The 18,648-nt window shown below is 68.7% G+C and carries 18 protein-coding genes; 13 read left to right on the forward strand and 5 right to left on the reverse strand.

The features are described 5' to 3' along the window. Positions 1-38 precede the first annotated feature (38 nt). Positions 39-1,973 carry an AMP-binding protein gene (locus E3N86_RS05835; protein ID WP_134343264.1) on the reverse strand — a complete coding sequence of 645 codons (1,935 nt, stop codon included), beginning with the start codon at positions 1,971-1,973 and terminating at the stop codon, positions 39-41. 87 nt (positions 1,974-2,060) lie between these two features. Here E3N86_RS05835 and E3N86_RS05840 point away from each other — a divergent pair, with 87 nt between their 5' ends. The 10 genes from E3N86_RS05840 to E3N86_RS05885 all read left to right on the forward strand — a co-directional run bounded on the left by E3N86_RS05840 (position 2,061) and on the right by E3N86_RS05885 (position 11,076). Continuing rightward, entirely contained in the window at positions 2,061-2,777 is a 717-nt protein-coding gene (locus tag E3N86_RS05840; protein ID WP_134415360.1) for a GntR family transcriptional regulator, read from the forward strand. Between the two features lie 69 nt (positions 2,778-2,846). Next, positions 2,847-4,382, forward strand: a complete 1,536-nt coding sequence (locus tag E3N86_RS05845) for an MmgE/PrpD family protein (RefSeq protein ID WP_134373600.1) — start codon at positions 2,847-2,849, stop codon at positions 4,380-4,382. Continuing rightward, on the forward strand, positions 4,382-5,293 hold the full coding sequence (gene prpB / locus E3N86_RS05850) for a methylisocitrate lyase (RefSeq protein WP_104099878.1): 912 nt from the start codon (positions 4,382-4,384) through the stop codon (positions 5,291-5,293). Before E3N86_RS05845 ends, prpB begins: the two co-directional genes overlap by 1 nt. 46 nt (positions 5,294-5,339) lie before the next feature. Continuing rightward, a complete protein-coding gene (locus tag E3N86_RS05855) occupies positions 5,340-6,470 on the forward strand; it encodes a bifunctional 2-methylcitrate synthase/citrate synthase (protein ID WP_134343262.1) in 1,131 nt (376 codons plus the stop codon). A 36-nt stretch (positions 6,471-6,506) separates the two neighbouring features. After that, positions 6,507-7,124, forward strand: coding sequence for a phosphoribosyltransferase (locus E3N86_RS05860; RefSeq protein WP_104099892.1), 618 nt, complete (start codon positions 6,507-6,509; stop codon positions 7,122-7,124). Beyond that, a complete protein-coding gene (locus E3N86_RS05865) occupies positions 7,121-7,840 on the forward strand; it encodes a Type 1 glutamine amidotransferase-like domain-containing protein (protein WP_134373598.1) in 720 nt (239 codons plus the stop codon). Before E3N86_RS05860 ends, E3N86_RS05865 begins: the two co-directional genes overlap by 4 nt. A 10-nt stretch (positions 7,841-7,850) precedes the next feature. Continuing rightward, positions 7,851-8,537 (forward strand): uracil-DNA glycosylase, encoded by a 687-nt coding sequence (locus tag E3N86_RS05870; protein ID WP_134373596.1) that lies wholly within the window; start codon positions 7,851-7,853, stop codon positions 8,535-8,537. A gap of 26 nt (positions 8,538-8,563) precedes the next feature. Then, positions 8,564-9,142 (forward strand): GNAT family N-acetyltransferase, encoded by a 579-nt coding sequence (locus tag E3N86_RS05875; RefSeq protein WP_174720224.1) that lies wholly within the window; start codon positions 8,564-8,566, stop codon positions 9,140-9,142. A 44-nt stretch (positions 9,143-9,186) separates the two neighbouring features. Further along, positions 9,187-9,549, forward strand: a complete 363-nt coding sequence (locus E3N86_RS05880; RefSeq protein WP_104194153.1) for a hypothetical protein — start codon at positions 9,187-9,189, stop codon at positions 9,547-9,549. Between the two features lie 72 nt (positions 9,550-9,621). Beyond that, positions 9,622-11,076 (forward strand): amidase, encoded by a 1,455-nt coding sequence (locus E3N86_RS05885; protein WP_134373594.1) that lies wholly within the window; start codon positions 9,622-9,624, stop codon positions 11,074-11,076. A 139-nt stretch (positions 11,077-11,215) separates the two neighbouring features. Here E3N86_RS05885 and E3N86_RS05890 read toward each other — a convergent pair whose 3' ends face one another. Beyond that, positions 11,216-13,282, reverse strand: a complete 2,067-nt coding sequence (locus E3N86_RS05890; RefSeq protein WP_134373592.1) for an MMPL family transporter — start codon at positions 13,280-13,282, stop codon at positions 11,216-11,218. A 61-nt stretch (positions 13,283-13,343) separates the two neighbouring features. Here E3N86_RS05890 and E3N86_RS05895 point away from each other — a divergent pair, with 61 nt between their 5' ends. The 3 genes from E3N86_RS05895 to E3N86_RS05905 all read left to right on the forward strand — a co-directional run bounded on the left by E3N86_RS05895 (position 13,344) and on the right by E3N86_RS05905 (position 15,954). Then, entirely contained in the window at positions 13,344-13,868 is a 525-nt protein-coding gene (locus E3N86_RS05895) for a MarR family winged helix-turn-helix transcriptional regulator (RefSeq protein WP_166785030.1), read from the forward strand. Positions 13,869-13,960: 92 nt separating this feature from the next. Then, positions 13,961-14,461, forward strand: coding sequence for a Fur family transcriptional regulator (locus E3N86_RS05900; RefSeq protein WP_104099152.1), 501 nt, complete (start codon positions 13,961-13,963; stop codon positions 14,459-14,461). Then, positions 14,458-15,954: a catalase gene (locus tag E3N86_RS05905; RefSeq protein WP_134373590.1), complete on the forward strand. Its 1,497-nt coding sequence runs from the start codon at positions 14,458-14,460 to the stop codon at positions 15,952-15,954. The genes E3N86_RS05900 and E3N86_RS05905 overlap by 4 nt, the downstream gene beginning before the upstream one ends. A gap of 148 nt (positions 15,955-16,102) precedes the next feature. Here the strand turns inward: E3N86_RS05905 and E3N86_RS05910 are convergent, their stop codons facing one another. The 3 genes from E3N86_RS05910 to E3N86_RS05920 all read right to left on the reverse strand — a co-directional run bounded on the left by E3N86_RS05910 (position 16,103) and on the right by E3N86_RS05920 (position 18,544). Further along, entirely contained in the window at positions 16,103-16,522 is a 420-nt protein-coding gene (locus E3N86_RS05910; protein ID WP_104099150.1) for a DUF302 domain-containing protein, read from the reverse strand. An 804-nt stretch (positions 16,523-17,326) separates the two neighbouring features. Next, complete coding sequence (locus tag E3N86_RS05915) at positions 17,327-18,169, reverse strand: SDR family NAD(P)-dependent oxidoreductase (RefSeq protein WP_134511542.1); 843 nt, start codon at positions 18,167-18,169, stop codon at positions 17,327-17,329. Between the two features lie 15 nt (positions 18,170-18,184). Then, positions 18,185-18,544 carry a Fe-S oxidoreductase gene (locus E3N86_RS05920; protein ID WP_370295334.1) on the reverse strand — a complete coding sequence of 120 codons (360 nt, stop codon included), beginning with the start codon at positions 18,542-18,544 and terminating at the stop codon, positions 18,185-18,187. Between the last annotated feature and the right edge of the window lie 104 nt (positions 18,545-18,648).

Consider the following 18,648-nt stretch of genomic DNA (forward strand, 5'->3'; position numbering starts at 1 on the left):
GATGGTGCTGGGGTGATCTGTGGGGGTCGACTGGTGCTTCAGGCGTTCGGGCCGACTCCATGCACGGCCTGCTTGAGGGCGTCGAGAACCGTGGGATCCTCGATCGTCGGCGGTACGGTGTAGGCCTCGCCATCGACGATCTGCCGGATGGTCTTGCGGAGGATCTTCCCCGACCGGGTCTTCGGCAGCCTGTCCAGGATGGTCACGTCTCGGAACGCGGCCACCGGCCCGACATGCTCCCGCACCAGCGCGATGAGCTCTGCGCCGAGAGTGTCGTGGTCGATCGTGGCCCCGGACTTGAGCGTGACGAAGCCGGCCGCGCGCTGCCCCTTGAGAGGGTCGCGCACGCCGAGCACCGCGCACTCGGCGACCGCGGGGTGCAGGGTGAGCACCTCCTCGAGCGAGCCGGTGGACAGTCGGTGCCCGGCAACGTTGATCACGTCGTCGGTGCGGCCCATCACATAGAGGTAGCCGTCCTCGTCGAAGTGGCCGGAATCTCCGGTGGCGTAGAAGCCGGGGAAAGCCGACAGGTAGGAGCTTTCGAAGCGGTCTTCGCTGCCCCAGATCCCGAGCAGGGCGCCGGGCGGCAGCGGGAGGCGGATGGCGATGTTGCCGTCCTTGCCGGCCTTCGTGACCGGCTTGCCCTGGGAATCGAGGATGGCGATGTCGTAGCCGGGCACCGGGAACGTGGCCGAGCCCGGTTTCGTCGGGATGTCGGCGATGCCCCGCGGGTTCGCGCAGATCGCCCAGCCGGTCTCGGTCTGCCACCAGTGATCGACCACCGGGCAGTGCAGCCCGTCATTGGCCCAGTGGTATGTCTCCGGGTCGAGGCGTTCGCCGGCCAGGAACAGCCCGTGCAGGCTCTGGATGTCGTGCCCCGCCAGTTCGACCAGGTCAGGGTCGACGCGGCGGATGGCACGGATGGCCGTGGGCGCCGTGAACAGGACTGACACCTGGTAGTCCTCCACCACGCGCCAGAACGCCCCGGCATCCGGGGTGCCGACCGGTTTGCCCTCATAGATGACCGTGGTGGCGCCGACCAGCAGCGGGGCATAGACGATGTAGGAGTGGCCGACCACCCAGCCGACGTCAGAGGCCGCCCAGAAGACGTCGCCGGGCTTGACGTTGTAGATGTTGGCCATCGACCAGGCCAGCGCCACGGCGTGGCCGCCGTTGTCGCGGACGATCCCCTTCGGATTGCCGGTCGTTCCGGAGGTGTACAGGATGTAGAGCGGGTCGTCGGAGCGAAGGCTGATCGGCGCGGCCGGGGAGGCCTCGTTCTCCTCGTGGGCCCAGTCCAGCCAGGCCACGTCGCTGGTGCCGGCGTAGTCGGCGGCGCAGCCGGGGACCATCTCCCGGTCGCGCACGATGACGGTGTGCACCGAGCCCTTGCTGCGAGCGAGGGCGCGTTCGACCAGAGGCAGGTATTCGACCGCCCGGCCCGGTTCGAGGCCGCCGGAGGCGGTCACGATCACGGTCGGTCGCGCATCGTCGATCCGCACGGCGAGCTCGCTGGCTGCGAAGCCGCCGAAGACGACGGAGTGGATGGCGCCGATGCGGGCACACGCCAGCATGGCGACGATGGCTTCCGGGATCATCGGCAGGTAGACGATCACCCGGTCGCCCTGGCCGACGCCGCTGGCGCGGAGCACCCCGGCGAAGCGCTCGACGCGTCCCAGAAGTTCACGGTAGCTCAGGCGCACCCGGGTGCCGGACATCGCCGAGTCGTAGATGACGGCCGTCTGTTCGCCGCGGCCGGCAAGGACGTGGCGGTCGAGCGCGTTGTAGCTGGTGTTGAGTTCGCCGTCCGGGAACCAGCGCCAGGCGCCGGGGAAGCGTTCCTCCAGCGCCACCGTCGGCGGAACGGTCCAGTCGATTGCCCGGGCTGCCTGCAGCCAGAACGCCGAACGCGTGCCGTCATCGATGCTTCTCTGCCACAGGTCGTGATACCCCGCCGAAGCTTTCCCAGACATTCGAACCTCTCCGTTGAAGTTCCTATGTATACATAGAATTCGTGAAGTCTGGCACATAACCCGCAATAAGGGAATAACATGTGATTTGTGTATACAGAAACCCCAACGACGGGGACCACGGCTCCGGTTCGCGCAAGTGAACGCGCCTACCGGCAGCTGCGCGGCGAGATTCTCGACGGCCTCCTGGCGCCCGGCACGGGGCTGCTCGAGGTGGAGCAAGCCGCCCGGATCGGGGTGTCGCGCACCCCTCTGCGCGCGGCGATCGCCCGGCTGATCGCCGACGGTCTGGTGGCCGGCCGCACCGGCCGTGGGTTCATGGTCACCGAGATGAGCGTGGACAGAATCGGGGAACTCTACGAGGTGCGACGGGCGTTGGAGGAACACGCCGCCCGGATCGCCGCCGAGCGCCGCGACCCGGCGGTCTTCGAGGATCTCCGCACGCAGTTCCTTGCGGCCCCGGAGCTGCTCCGGCACGGCAAGGCGGGACTACGCCGCTACTACGAGCTGATCGACGAGTTCGACCTGGCCCTCGACGTGGCCGTGGCGAACCCCTTCCTCGTGGGTGCGCTCGCCGGGGTGCGCACGCACCTCGCCCGCATCCGTCGCCTGGCCCGGGACAACCCGGACCGGCTCCGAAGTGCCGCCGCCGAGCACCTGCTCATCGTGGACGCCGTTCTGGCGGGCGATTCGTCGCTGGCCGCCCACGCCACGCACGTGCACCTCCACCAGAGCCTCACCAGCGTTCTCGCGACCCTCCGGGGATCGTCGGCCGTTCCGGCCGACCCATCGCCTCCACCGCGCTGACCGCACTATTCGAACCAATCGAACCAATCGAACCAATCGAACCAATCGAACCAATCGAAGGGATCCACCGTGCAGCTCCACCACGTTCGTGTTCACCGCAGCGACGAGAACCTTGCCCGCACCGACCAGCTGGCCTGGAAGATCGCCGAGGTCGCTTCCGACCCGGTCGGGGTGAGCGACGAGGTGACCGAGATGATCGTCAACCGGGTGATCGACAACGCCGCCGTCGCCGCGGCGTCGCTGACCCGGCGCCCGGTGGTGTCGGCCCGCTCGCAGGCGCTGGCGCACCCGCGTTCGTTCAACGGCGTCGGGGCGACCGTGTTCGGTGAGCAGCGCTCCCGCCGGGTGTCACCTGAGTGGGCGGCCTGGGCCAACGGGGTCGCCGTGCGTGAGCTCGACTACCACGACACGTTCCTCGCCGCCGAGTACTCACACCCCGGCGACAACATCCCGCCGGTCGTCGCGGTCGCCCAGCACCTCGCCACCGCCCGCGGATTGACCGGTCGCGACCTCGTGCGCGGCATCGCCACGGGCTACGAGATCCAGATCGACCTGGTCAAGGGCATCAGCCTGCACGCGCACAAGATCGACCACGTGGCCCACCTCGGCCCGTCGGCGGCCGCCGGCATCGGCACCCTGCTCGGGCTCGACCCCGAGACCATCTTCCAGGCGGTGGGGCAGGCGCTGCACACCACGACGGCCACCCGGCAGTCCAGGAAGGGCGAGATCTCCAGCTGGAAGGCACACGCCCCGGCCTTCGCCGGCAAGATGGCGGTGGAGGCGGTCGACCGCGCGATGCGCGGCGAAACCAGCCCCACCCCGATCTACGAGGGTGAAGACGGCGTGATCGCCTGGCTGCTCGACGGGCCGGATGCCGCCTACGAGGTGTCGCTGCCGTCGAATGGTGAAGCCAAGCGCGCCATCCTGGACAGCTACACGAAGGAACACTCGGCGGAGTATCAGGCGCAGGCGTGGATCGACCTGGCCCGGAAGCTGCACCGGGAGCACCCGGCCCTGTCCGATCCGGCCAACGTCGTATCCGTCGTCATCCACACCAGCCACCACACCCACTACGTGATCGGCTCGGGCGCGAACGACCCGCAGAAGTACGACCCCACGGCCAGCCGGGAGACCCTCGACCACTCCATCCCGTACATCTTCACGGTCGCCCTGCAAGACGGCAGCTGGCACCACGTGGATTCCTACCGGCCCGAACGCGCCGGCCGGGCCGACACGATCGCCCTCTGGAACAAGGTGACCACCACGGAAGACAGCGAGTGGACCCGCCGGTACCACTCGCTCGACCCGGCCGAGAAGGCCTTCGGCGGTCGAGTCGAGATCGAGCTCACCGACGGCAGCCGGGTCGTTGACGAGATCGCCGTCGCCGACGCCCATCCGCTCGGCGCGAAGCCGTTCGGGCGGGCCGAATACGTGCACAAGTTCCGCACCCTCGCGGCCGACGTGGTCGAGGAGGGCGAGATCGTGCGCTTCCTCGCCGCGGCCGAACGCCTGCCGCGGCTTGGCGCCGGGGAGCTCGGCCAGCTCACCATCGTGGCCCGTAACGGGTTGCTCGCCTCACTTCCCACCCCGAACGGAATCTTCTGATGTTGTACTCGAAAGTCAGCCCGGCCGCCAAGCGGGCCGCGTTCCGCAAGGACCTGGCGAGCGGCCGGCTGCTGCGCTTCCCCGGTGCGTTCAACCCGCTCTCGGCCCGACTGATCGCGGCCAAGGGCTTCGAAGGGGTGTACATCTCCGGCGCGGTGCTCTCGGCCGACCTGGGTCTGCCCGACATCGGCCTGACCACTCTCACCGAGGTGGCCGGCCGGAGCCAGCAGATCGCCCGGATGAGCGACCTGCCCACGATCGTGGACGCCGACACCGGCTTCGGCGAGCCGATGAACGTGGCACGCACGATCCAGACGCTCGAGGATGCCGGTCTGGCCGGCATGCACATCGAGGACCAGGTCAATCCGAAACGCTGCGGTCACCTCGACGGCAAGCAGGTCGTCGACGACGACACGGCGGCCAAGCGCATCCGGGCGGCCGTCGACGCCCGGCGCGACCCGAACTTCCTGATCATGGCGCGCACGGACATCCGTGCCGTCGACGGCCTGGCTGCCGCGGTCGACCGGGCGAAGAAGCTCGTCGACGCCGGGGCCGACGCGATCTTTCCGGAGGCGATGGCATCCCTGGCCGAGTTCGCGGCCATCCGCGCCGCCGTGGACGTGCCGGTGCTGGCGAACATGACCGAGTTCGGCAAGGGCGAGCTCTACACGACCCAGCAGCTGGCGGATGTCGGCATGAACATCGTCATCTTCCCGGTGTCCCTGCTGCGCCTCGCGATGGGGGCGGCCGAACGCGGCCTCGACACCATCGAGGCGCAGGGCTCACTGACCGGCTTGCTGCCGGAGATGCAGCACCGGGCGAGGCTCTACGAGCTGCTCGACTACGAGTCGTACAGCCACTTCGATTCCGGCGTCTTCAACTTCACCCTCAACCCGGATGTTGCCTCGTAGCAGCCCGGCCCCGCACGCAGATCCAGTCTCAACGCAAGGGAGCGACATGAGTCAGAACGAACCGACCATTTACAAGGGCCTCGCCGGCGTCGTGGTCGACCATACGCAGGTGTCCAAGGTCAACCCCGAATCGAACTCGCTGCTGTACCGGGGCTACCCGGTGCAGGAACTCGCGGCACAGAAGAGCTTCGAGGAGGTGGCCTACCTGCTCTGGCACGGCGAGTTGCCGACCGACGTCGAGCTGGGCGAATTCGAGGAGCAGGAACGCTCCCTCCGGCACCTGAATCCTGCGGTGAAGCGCGTCATCGACGAGCTGCCGATGACGGCGCACCCGATGGACGTCGTGCGCACGGCGGTCAGCCTGATCGGCGCGAACGACCCCGATGCGGCCGACGCGTCGCCGGCGGCCAACCGTGCCAAGGGCCTGCGGCTCTGGGCCCAGATGCCGGCGATCGTGGCCTACGACCAGCGCCGCCGCCATGGCCTCGAGCTGATCGAACCGCGCAGCGACCTCGGCTACTCGGCCAACTTCCTGTTCATGACGTTCGGCGAGGTGCCCGAACTCGTGGTCGTGAACGCGTTCGATGTGTCCATGATCATGTATGCGGAGCACTCCTTCAACGCGTCGACGTTCACCGCCCGCGTGATCACCTCGACCCTGTCCGACCTGCACTCCGCGGTCACCGGAGCGATCGGGGCTCTCAAGGGCGCGCTGCACGGCGGGGCGAACGAGGCCGTGATGCACATTTTCGACGAAATCGGGCTCGGCCTGGGCGCCGGGAAGCGCGCCGAGGCGTGGCTGAATGAGACCCTCGCCGCAAAGCGGAAGGTGATGGGCTTCGGCCACCGGGTGTACAAGCACGGGGACTCGCGGGTGCCGACCATGCGCACCGCGCTGGTCACCCTGGTCGAGCATTATGACCGGCCGGACCTGCTGGAGCTCTACGAATCCCTCGAGGCGGGGATGACGACGCGCACCGGCATCCTGCCCAACCTGGACTACCCGTCGGGACCGGCGTACAACCTGATGGGATTCGACACCCTCACTTTCACGCCGATCTTCGTCGCGGCGCGACTGACCGGGTGGACCGCGCACATCATCGAGCAGACCGCATCGAATGCCCTGATCCGGCCGCTCTCGCTCTATAACGGCCATGAGGAGCGGCACCTGGCCTGAGCTCATCGTGACCGCGCCGTGACCTACCATTGGGAAATGGGATTCGACGCGGACGACGCTGCACGTGATGTGACCGGAATTGAGCGGGAAGTGCTGGGCTGGGACGTGTTCGCGGACGCGTCCCGCCAGCTGTCGAAGGCGGTGCTGTCGAGCGGCTTCCAGCCGGATGTCGTGATCGCCATCGCCCGCGGCGGGCTGCTGCTCGCCGGCGCCATGTCGTATGCGCTGGGCACCAAGAACTGCGGCAGCATCAACGTGCAGTTCTACACCGGCGTCGACGAGCGCCTCCCCGTGCCGGTCCTGTCGGGACCGATGCTCGACGCGCCGTCGCTGACCGGCCTGCGGGTGCTGCTCGTCGACGACGTCTCCGACTCGGGGCACACCCTCGCGATGGTCGTCGCGCTGCTGCGGGAAACCGCCTGCGAGGTGCGCACCGCCACCCTGTACACGAAGCCTCGCACCGTGCTGGTGCCCGATTTCACCTGGTGTGAAACGGACCGCTGGATCGTGTTCCCCTGGTCCTCGCTGCCTCCCGTAGCGGAGAGCCTCACCGGTGCGAGCCTGCCGGGCGGCGCACAGCTCGATGACGACCTGCCTGTCGCGAGCCTGCTCGCCGCCAGCCTGCCCCTCGTGGCCCGGGGCGCCCTGCTGTGAGCGTGCACCTGGTCGGCGGCGGTTGGAACCCCCGGACAGACGCGGCCGTCTTCGGACCCTTCCTGGCCGAGGCCACGGCGCGCGGAGTCGTGGCAGGCCGCGCGGAGCCTGGCATCGCGATCCTCGTCGTGCGTGCCGAAGACGCCGCCGACCACGCCGCGAACCTGGTCGCCGCCGTTTCCGCGGCCGGCGAGTTCGAGCCGAAGGTCACCGTCGTCGCCCCGGGCGACGTCTTCGCCCTGACCGCTGTGTCCGAGGCCGACGGAATCCTGGTCGGCGGCGGAGTCACCCCCGCCTACCTGGTCGCCGTGGCCCCGATATTCGGTGAGATCCGTCGTCAGGTGGCCGCCGGCATCCCCTATCTCGGATTCTCTGCCGGCGCGATGATCGCGGCCGAGCGTGCCCTGATCGGCGGCTGGCGCATGGGCGGCGTCGAGGTCAGCGGTGAACACGCCGCCGAGGGGCTCGACGAGATCACCGTCGAACCCGGCATCGGGTTGCTCGACGTCACCGTGGAGGTACACGCCGCCCAGTGGGGCACGCTGTCCCGGTTGGTCGCGGCCACCGAGGCCGGCCTGATCGACGGCGGCCTGGCCGTCGACGAGAACACCGCGCTGGTCGTCGGCGAGGGCGCGCTCAGCGTCGTCGGAGCCGGCAGTGTCTGGCGGGTCAGCGAGGCCGACGGCGGGGTGCTCGTGAGCACCTTCGGGGCCTGAGCCGAGCATCATGCCCGTCACCCTCGCGGCGCTGACCGAGAGCCGGGCCATCGATCTTGGCTGGGCCCAGGCGCTGGCGCCGGTGGGGCCGGAGATCGACCGGATGGCGGAGCTCCTGCGCGCCGAGACTCTGGCCGGCCGTATCTGGCTACCGGCCCCGGAGAACGTCTTCCGCGCCTTCGCCGAGCCGTTCGATGCCGTGCGGGTGCTCATCGTCGGCCAGGACCCGTACCCGACCCGGGGACATCCGATCGGGCTCGCCTTCGCGACCGAGGCACACGTGCGGCCGCTGCCGCGCAGCCTGGCGAACATCTGCCGGGAGCTGCACGACGACGTGGGCGTCACCGCCGCCACTGGAGACCTCTCGCCGTGGTCGCGGCGGGGGGTGCTGCTGCTCAACCGCGTACTCACCGTGCAGGCCGGCCTGGCCGGGTCGCACCGGCGCCGCGGCTGGGAATGCGTGACCGAGCAGGCCATCCGCGCCCTCGTCGCCCGGGACCGGCCGCTCGTGGCGATCCTGTGGGGGAAGGATGCCGGCACGCTGCGGCCGCTCCTCGGGGACACGCCGGTGATCGAGTCCGCGCACCCGAGCCCGCTGTCGGCCAGGCGCGGATTCTTCGGTTCAAAGCCGTTCAGCCGGGCCAACGAGTACCTCGGCCGCACCGGGGCGGCCCCGGTGGACTGGTCCCTCGGGTAATCTGGAGCTCTCTGGAGGAGTTAGCTGTGCTTGAAGAGGAATACCAGCCGCGTCGGCAATTGCCCCGGCACCTTCGACCGACGCCCGCGGAAGAGGCGCCGTTCGGATTCACCATGCGTGAGGCCCAAATCACTGATCTACCGTATATCCGGGAGGTCTACAACTACTACGTCGCCAACAGCACGGTCACCTTCGACGTCGACCCGATGACCCTCGCCGAGTGGCGCAGCAAGTTCTACTATCTGGGCAAGCTCGGGATGCCGTTCATCGTGGCCGTCTCCCCGGCCGGCCAGCTGCTCGGCTACGCCCTGGTCAGCCCGTGGAAGCAGAAACGCGCCTACCGCTTCACGGTCGAGAACTCGATCTACCTCGGAGCGGCCTCCACCGGCAAGGGACTGGGCCGGATGCTGCTCGGCGAACTCATCGAGCGCTCCCAGGCGGCCGGGCTCAAGGAGATCATCTCGGTCGTCGCCGACCAGGGCGCCGACGCGTCGATCAAGCTGCACCTCGACTTCGGATTCGCGGAGATCGGCCGGATGGGCAAGGTCGGCTTCAAGTTCGACCGCTGGCTCGGCACCGTGCTCCTGCAGAAGAGCCTCAAATAGGCGCAGCGGCGAGCCTGCGGCCGGCGGACGCCTAAAATCGAGGGATGACCGATGCCCTGCCCACCCTGCCCGAGCGCCACACCGTGTTGCGCTCGTTCGCAGGACACCTCGAGGCCGGCCCCGACGCCGTGTTCAACCGGCTCGTGACGGCGATGGCCTCGGGGGCGGCCGGCGGGGGCAACGTGCACATCGACCGGGACCGACGCCGACTCGTGCTGCGGCGCGGCTGGTGGTACCGCGGCGAGTACCAGGTGCTGCCCGAGGAGGAGGCCGGGTCGCTCGTGCAGTACGAGATCATCAACGTCGCGCAGCTGCTGCCGTGGGCCGGGTCGTGGGCGGCGGCATCCGTTCTCCGCGCCGCGCCGCGGGCGTTCCAGGCGTTGCTGACCGGGCTGTCCCACTCTTGAGCGTCGCGCCGCTGAGCGTCTCGCCGCTCCGTCGCGCCGATGCCCGGCATCCCGGCTGGCTAGGCTCGGGGGATGGCCGCTCCGCATGAACTGACCGCTCTCGAACAATGGCAGGCGCTGCAGCGCGGTGAGATCAGCCCCACCGAGCTGACCGAGCACTACCTGGGCCGGATCGAGGCTCAGGACTCCGGCCTCGGCGCGTTCGTGAGCGTGACAGCGGATGCCGCGCGGAAGCGGGCGCGCTTCGTCGAGCAGCTGATGCCGCGCAGCATGCCGCTCTGGGGTCTGCCCTTCGCCGACAAGGACCTGCAGAGCCGCGCCGGCGTGCCGGCCCGGTTCGGATCGCGGCTGATGCAGGATTACGTGCCGGCCGAGTCCGACGATCTCGTGCTCGCCCTGGACGCGGCCGGCGGCGTGAGCCTCGGCAAGACCAGCACGCCCGAGTTCGGGCTGCCGTCGTACACCGAGACGCTGGCCGGGCCGCCCGCGCGCAACCCGTGGGACCGCTCCCGGGGCGCGGGCGGCTCCAGCGGCGGGGCGGCGGTGGCCGTCGCCGCCCGGCTGCTTCCCTTCGCTCCGGGCTCCGACGGCGGCGGCTCGGTGCGGATCCCCGCGGCAGCCTGCGGTCTCGTCGGCCTGAAACCGTCGCGTGGCCGGGTGCCCTCGTCGTCCGGGATCAACGCGCTCGGCGGTCTCAGCGTGGCCGGACCGCTGGCACGGACGGTGGCGGATGCCGCCCTGCTGCTGGACGCCATGATCGCGCCGCGAGGCGGGCATCCGCAGCACCTGTACTCGCTCCGGCCCCCCGGCGACGATGCACCTCTGTTGGCCGCCGCCGTGCGCGGCGAGGGCCGGTTCCAGCTCGGCGTGATGACAACCTCCGCCTGGGATGACGCCTACCCGATCGAGATCGCTCCCGAGGCGCTGGCCGCCCTGATGGTGGCCGTCGACGGGTTCGCGAGTATGGGCCATGGCCTGGAGGAGACGGCGCTCGAGCCCGACGACAGCTATGTGCCGGCGTTCCGCACGATCTGGCAGGCCGGCGCTGCGGGCATCCCCGCCGACACCCCGGAGCAGGAGAAGCTGCTCGAGCCGCTCACCCGCTGGCTGATGAACCGCGGCCGGGAGCTGTCCGCTCGGGATCTGGCTCAGGCGCTCGCGGCCCTGTCGGCTTACGAGCGGTCGTTCATCCGCCAGTTGTCCCGGTTCGACGCGGTGCTGACCCCGGCGCTCGCGCTCACGCCGCGCCCGCTGGGCTGGTACGACGCGGTCGACGGGGAGCGCAACTTCGCCCAGCAGGTGCAGTACACCCCGTTCACGTCCATGGTCAACGTGAGCGGACTGCCCGCGATCGTGCTGCCCGTTACCGAAACCGGGGCTGGACTGCCGATGGGAGTGCAGCTGATCGGCCGGCCGGGCGGGGAGGCCACGCTACTGGCGCTCGGTGCGCAGCTCGAACGGAGGCTGCAGTGGCAGCACCGCACGCCGCCCGAGGCCGGCGGCCCCGGACTCCCGTGCCCCCGCTGAGCGATTCCGAGCGCGCGGTCAAACCAATTCGACGGAGATTTTGGGTCAAGCACCGGTTTTTGAGCCTGAACACGCGGTCTAGAGCAAAATCTCCGTCGAATTCGTTCGGGGTTCGACACGGATCCTCGCCCGCGGTGCGCTAGACCAGCGGGGCCTTTGCGGCCGGACGGGACGGCCACCAGAACCTGTCGCCGGTGAGGAACACCAGCGCCGGCACCACGAGGGTGCGCACCACGAGCGTGTCGAGCAGCACGCCGATGCAGACGATGACGCCGATCTGGGTGAGAGCCACGACTGGCAGCACGCCCAGCACGGCGAAGACCGCCGCGATCAGGATGCCGGCGCTCGTGATGACCGCGCCCGTCGACGACAGGGCGCGCACCATGCCCTCCTTCGTGCCGAACCGGATGCTCTCTTCCCGGGCGCGGGTGGTGAGGAAGATGTTGTAGTCCACCCCGAGGGCCACCAGGAAGAGGAACGCGAACAGCACCACGTTGGTGTTGAAGGCGGGGAAGCCCATCAGGTTCTGGAAGATCCAGTTGGAGGCACCGAGGCTGGCGAAGTACGTCGCCAGCACGCTGAGGATCAGCAGAACGGGTGCCACCAGGGAGCGCAGGAGCAGGGCGAGGATGGAGAACACGATCGCCAGGATCATCGGGATGATCAGGGCCTGGTCGGCCTGGGCGCTCGTCTTGTTGTCGAACGCCGTGGCGTCGCTGCCGCCGACCAGCGCCTCGGACACGTCGCCCGAGGTGTCGGCATAGGTGCCGCGCAGTGTGTCGATGACGGAGAAGGTTTCGTCGCTGCCCGGCTCGCTGGACAGGGAGAGGTTCAGCCGGGTCAGGCCGTTCGCGCTCTCGCCGGGCAGCACGGACTCGACGCCGGGCGTGTCGGTGGCAAGCGTCGTGGCCTCGGCGGCCGCGGCATCCGGTACCAGCACGATGGTCTGGCTGGTCAAGCCGGCCGAGAAGGATTCCTTCACGATGGCCTGCGCCTGCACCGATTCGGGCTTGCCGAGGAGCTGGTCGGCCTGCGACAGCCCCACGGAGGCGCCGATCAGGCCCAGGCTGAGGGCGCCGATCGCGGCGACGGATGCCGCGGTGACCACGATCGGACGGCGCTGCACGCCCCGACCGAGGCGGGTCCAGAAGCCGGGACGCAGCTCGGCACCGGCGCCCGGCACGAAGCGGGGGATGAACGGCCAGAACAGGCCGCGACCGCAGACCACAAGGGCAGCCGGCAGCACGACCAGCGCGAAGATGATGGCGATGACGACACCGCTAGCGCAGGCGAAACCGAGCGCGCGGTTGCCGGACAGCTCGGCGAACAGCAGGGTGAGCAGGCTGAGCGCGACCGTGCCGCCACTGGCGGCGATGGCCGGGCCGGCACCGCGCACCGCGGCCAGCATGGCGTCGTTGCGGTTCTCGGTGCGGAGTAACTCCTCGCGATAGCGGGCCACGAGCAGCAGGGCGTAATTGGTGCCAGCGCCGAAGACCAGCACGGACTGGATGCCGGCGACGGAGGGGTCGAGGGTGATGCCGAACGGCTCGGCCAGGGCGCCGACGACGACCCCGGACAGGCCGTCCGCGATGCCGACGACGACGAGCGGAACGATCCAGAGCACGGGACTGCGGTAGGTGACGATCAGAAGCACGGCGACGACGATCACGGTGACGAGCAGCAGCCGGAAGTCGGCACCGGCGAAGGCGTTGGTGATGTCGGACTGAAAGCCGACGGCGCCGGTGACAAAGGCGTTCAGACCGCTCGGCAGTGCGTCGGACGCGGCGTCACGGATGCCGGTGGCCGCCCCGCCGATGTCGGCGTTGGCCTCGTCCGCGTCCAGCGGAACGATGCTGATCGCGGCCTGCCCGTCATCGCTGAACCGCGGCATGGTCGCCTGCGGCACGATCGACTGCTCGGCGAGGGCGGTGCCGCGTTCGGCGATGGCTGCGATGTCGGCCCGGGTCAGGTCGGCACCCTCCCGGGTCCAGACCACGATCGCGGAGGTCTGCTCGGCGGAGGGGAACTCGGCGAGGAGAGCGTCGACCTGTGCGGCCTGGCTGGATGTGGGCAGCCCGGAGGTGGGGAACTCCTCGGAATCGTCGGAGGGGAGGAGGGAGAAGAGCAGACCGACGGCGACAATCGTCGCGATCAGTACGATCCAGGCCGTGCGTCGACCGGTGATGATCCGCTGAATCGCGAGCAAAATTCCTCCAAGAAGCCTGATTGCTAGGCGCCCTAGCAATCTTCGTAATAGTATGGCTCCTATGGAAGAGCGTCGCAAGTTCGCTCCCGGCTCCGCGGCCGGGGTCGTCGGCGCGCCGGGGGGCGGCGAAAGTCGGGATTCCAGTCTGCCGGTTTCGGACCGGATCGGCTTCCAGCTGCACGACATCGTGCACCTGTCCCGCGCCTTCGAGCGCCAGGTCGGGCAGGCGCTCGAGGTGAACGCCACCGACCTGTCCGCGATGGAGCACCTGATCCGGGAGGGGTCGCTGACCCCGGGCGAGCTGTCCCGCCGCCTGGACATCTCCACGGCGGCAACCACTCTCGTGGTCGACCGGCTCGTGGCCCTCGGTCACGCCCAGCGCCATCCGCACTCGTCGGATCGGCGCAAGGTGGTCGTGGTGCCGGCTCAGGAGTCGGTTTTGCGGGCGTTCCAGCAACTGCTTCCGGTGATCGGGGGAGTGGCGGCGCTCACCCAGGATCTCTCTGATGAGGAACGAGAGGTCATCGAGGCCTTCCTGGCCCGGGTCGTCGACGTTTACCAATCGGCACTCGGCTCGCCGTCCTGAGCCGGTGATCCGCGCCCTGCAGCCCGCGTGCGCCACGCCCGGTGGTCGCCAATTGTTTTGAGTAATTCAAAACAACTGTTAGCGTGGGGCGCATGACGGAAACAGGGCGGGTGCGGGCGGTTGAGGCGTCCGGCTTGCTCGCCGACAGCATCCGTGCGTCTGGGCTCAAGGTCACCGGGCCCCGCTTGGCGGTGCTGCGTGTTCTCGACCAGGCCCCGCACTCGACCGCGGAGCGGCTCTACGCCACGGTTCGAGCCGAGCTGCCGGGCACCTCACTGCAGGCGGTATACGGTGTGCTCGCGGCCTTCACCGGCGCGGGGATCGCCCGCAAGATCGAGCCGGCCGGCTCCCCGGCTCTCTTCGAACGCCGGGTCGGCGACAACCACCACCACATCGTCTGCACCCGGTGCAGCGCGGTGCACGACGTCGACTGCGCCGTGGGTGAGTCCCCCTGCCTAACGCCCTCGAACACCTCCGGATTTACCGTGCAAACCGCCGAGGTCACCTATTGGGGCCTCTGCCCCGATTGCCAGACCTCCACACTCACCGCACTTTCCACACCTGCACCGCTGTCGAACGAAGGAGCACAATGACAATCAAGTCCACCACCACGCAGACGGGAACGCCCGTCGCCAGCGACGAGCACTCCCTGACCGTTGGAACCGAGGGAGCCACTGCCCTGCACGACGTCTACCTGGTCGAGAAGCTCGCCCAGTTCAACCGCGAGCGCATCCCGGAGCGCATCGTGCACGCCAAGGGCGGCGGAGCGCACGGCGTCTTCGAGGTGACCGGAGACGTCTCCGCGTACACCCGCGCCGCCGTCTTCGCGCCCGGAACGACCACCGAGACGCTGCAGCGCTTCTCCAGCGTTGCCGGTGAGCAGGGCAGCCCCGACACCTGGCGCGACGTGCGCGGCTTCTCGGTGAAGTTCTACACCTCCGAGGGCAACTACGACATCGTCGGCAACAACACACCGGTGTTCTTCATCCGCGACGGCATCAAGTTCCCCGACTTCATCCACTCGCAGAAGCGTCTGCCGGGCTCCGGCCTGCGCGACGCGACCATGCAGTGGGACTTCTGGACCCTCTCCCCGGAGTCCGCGCACCAGGTGACCTACCTGATGGGCGACCGCGGCCTGCCGCGCTCCTGGCGCGAGATGCCCGGCTTCGGCTCGCACACCTACCAGTGGATCAACGCCGCCGGTGAGCGCTTCTGGGTCAAGTACCACTTCACCTCAAACCAGGGCAACATCGAGATGGAGGGCTCGGAGGCTGAGCTCATCGCGGGGGCCGACGCCGACTACTACCGTCGCGACCTCTTCGACGCCATCGATGCCGGAAACTTTCCGTCTTGGGACGTCTCGGTGCAGATCATGCCGTACGACGACGCCAAGGCCTACCGGTTCAACCCGTTCGACATCACCAAGGTGTGGCCGCACGCAGACTACCCGCTGGTCAAGGTCGGCACGCACACCCTGAACCGCAACCCGGAGAACTTCTTCGCTGAGATCGAGCAGGCCGCGTTCTCCCCGGCGAACTTCGTGCCCGGCATCGCGGCGAGTCCTGACAAGATGCTGATGGCGCGCATCTTCTCCTACCCGGACGCCCAGCGATACCGTGTCGGCACGAACTTCAACCAGCTGCCGGTGAACGCCGCGAAGGCTCCAGTGAACAACTACTCGCAGGATGGCGCCGCTCGCTATCACTTCAACGCGACGGATGTCCCGAACTACGCTCCGAACTCGCTGGGCGGCCCGGTGGCCGACCCGCAGGCGGCAACCGACGGAAGCTGGGAGAACGACGGCGAACTCGTGCGCGCCGCCGCGCAGCTGCGCAGCGAGGACAGCGACTTCGGCCAGGCCGGGACGCTGTACCGCGAGGTCTACGACGATGCCGCCAAGGCGCGCTTCCTCGACACCATCACCGGTGCCATCAGCGGGGTGGAACGTCCCGAAGTGACCGAGCGAGCTATCGCATACTGGACCAGCGTCGACGCCGACCTCGGCGTGAAGCTGCGCGCGAACCTCGCGACCTGGGCCGAGGCCGACCTGCTGGCCGAGGCCGCAGCCGGGTACGCCGCCCTGTAGCAGCAGCGCTGCACCCGCAGAATCCGTTCACGACAACGCCCGGCCTCTTCGAGGTCGGGCGTTGTCGTGTCGATGCGCTCGCGAGCTGAGTCAGCGGCAAGCGGAGCGCAGCGCCCGGTGGACCTGCGCATCCAGCGCTGCGCGTTGGCTACTGCGTTGCGCCGGCGAGCACGGCGGCGAGGGCTGCGCGCAGCCGGGCATCCGCTTCGATGGAGACCTGCTCGATCTCCGGTTTCGTGCTGAGCTGCGCCATGATGGCCGGGTCGAGGGCTTCCACGGTGGTTTCACCGGCCCCCGCGTGGCGGCGCACGACCACGTTGCAGGGGAGCAGGGCGCCGATGCCCGGGTCGGCGGTCACGGCCCGCTGGGCCAGGGCGGGATTGCAGGCACCGAGAATCAGGTAGTCGCCGACGGCGTCGGCGGCCTCCTGGCCGAGCTTGGCGGCGAAGGTGGACTGTATGTCGATTTCGGTCAGTATGCCGAATCCCTGGTCGGCCAGTGCTTCCCGGGCCATCCGGACCGCTTCGTCGAACGAGACATTGACCGTGACGGTGTGTGCGTAGCTCATGCTGTTCCTCCACTTGGGTGACATTCACTCGGTTCATTCACTCGGTGACATTCACTGGGGACCGCGACGCCCCCAGACCATCATGCGCGCCACCGGCCCGATCTGCCACCGTGAACGGGTGGATTCTCGTTAGGTCAGGCATTTCACACGTGGGACATGCTTACCTCGACGGATGCGCCCGGCGCCAGCCGCCCCCGCGCGAGCTGCCGGCCATTCGCGGTCGAGGTTGCTCACGTGCTCTGGCTATCGTCCCCATTCACCCGGTCCACTTTCACCGGCCCCGAGCTGCACCGGTTCGGCCACAAGGGAGCTCAGGGTGGGCGCCTGAACCTACAGGTGCCGCGGCACGTCCGGCTCGTCGTGTGGCCAACTCAGGAGATCCGTCCGGGCCCTCCGGACATCCGGGCTGATCCTGCACTGCTTCGCACCGGTTGGTAACTGAGGGTGACGGATGTCCTGAGTTGGCCACGCGCGCGCGCTTGGCCGCCCTGACCCGCGGAGGCAGGACGCAGGGCGGCAAGGCCCATCGACCGGAGCCGTGGCGAGCTCGGTGCGCAGCCGGAGTTTCTCCCGTTTGGAGTTCCGCACCGCGACCCGAACCCCGAACGAATTCGACGGAGAATTTTGGCCGAATCGGCCCAAAACAGCGCGAGAAAGCCGTTTCGAAGCAAAATCTCCGTCGAATTCGTTCGACACCGGAAGCTTCACCCAAAAAGCCTCGCCCCGGAAGCCTCGCCCCGGAAGCCTCGTGCAGAAGCCTCGTGCAGAAGCCTCGTCCAGGAGGCTCCGGCCAGGAGGATCCGGCTAGGAGGCCAGAGGCGCCGAGTGCGCGGCGACCAGCGTGGAACTCTGCTCCCAGAGGGCGGCGGCCAGCTGAGAGTCGTAGGCCTGCTTGTTCGCCTTCTGGATGCGACGTTTCTCGTAGTACTCGCCCGATGCCCAGTCGGTGCCCGGCGTCGCGGTGGCCAGCCAGACCAGGGTGTCGGCTCCCTGTTCAGCGCCGAGCAGCAGGCGTTTGAGCGGAGTCTGGTAAATGAGGCGCATGAGGGTCGTCGACCCGGTGGAGAAGCTCGTTGCCACCACGCCGGGGTGGAAGGCTGCAGTGGTGAGTCCCTCGTCGCTGTAGCGGCGGTGGAGTTCCCTGGTGAAGAGGATGTTCGCGAGCTTGCCGTCGCCGTACGCCTTGTTCGCGGAATACTTCGTCTCGCCCTGCAGATCGTCGAGGTCGATCTTGCCGAAGAGCTGGTTGGCGGCGCTGGACGTGTTGATCACCCGGGCCCGACTGGCGACGAGTCGGTCCATCAACAGCGTGGTGAGCAGAAAGGGAGCCAGGTGGTTGACCTGGAAGGTCTTCTCATAGCCGTCAACGGTGGTTACGCGGTCGCCCATGATGCCGCCGGCGTTGTTGGCGAGCACGTCGATGCGCGGATAGTGCTCCTGCAGCTCGGCGGCAAGGGCGCGCACCTCGTCGAAGCAGGCGAAGTCGGCCACGAGGAATTCGGCACCCAGTGCCTCGGCGACCGCGGCGGTCTTGGCTGGCGAGCGGCCCACGATCACGACTCGGTCGCCGGACTGGCTGAGGGCGCGGGCGGCGGCGGCGCCGATCCCGTCGCTGGCGCCGGTGATCACGATGGTGCGTGCGGTCATTCTGGGTCCTCCGGGTTATTTGACATAGCCGCCCTTTTTGAGGCCGGCCTCGACCTCGAAGCGGTTCTGCAGCGGATTGCGGCCGGCCGCCAGGTAGAGCAGCGGGAAAACCATCCCGAAGCGCTGCCACTGATGTTTGTGCACGGCCTCGTGTTCGAGGATGGCCATCGACACGTTCTGGCTGGTCAGGTAGCAGCCGCCGACACAGGCTCCGCCGCGTCCGAATGCCCAGGAGGGCATCCCGCGAAAAACGATGAGGCCGCCTCGGCGCTCGACCTTGCCCGTGCTCCAGATGGAACCCCAGATCACGCCGACCGTGGTGGCGTAGAGGTAGCCGGCCCGGCTGATGGGGGAGTCGAAGAAGATGCGGCGCACTCTTCCAGCGTAGGTGGCCCCCACGATAGAAGCCTGGGTTTCCCATGATCGATTCACGGCGGAGGTGGCGCGGGGCAGGTGGTGGAAGGTGGCGCGGGTTGGAA

The sequence above is a fragment of the Cryobacterium sp. Hz7 genome, from assembly GCF_004402815.1.
GTDB lineage: Bacteria > Actinomycetota > Actinomycetes > Actinomycetales > Microbacteriaceae > Cryobacterium > Cryobacterium sandaracinum.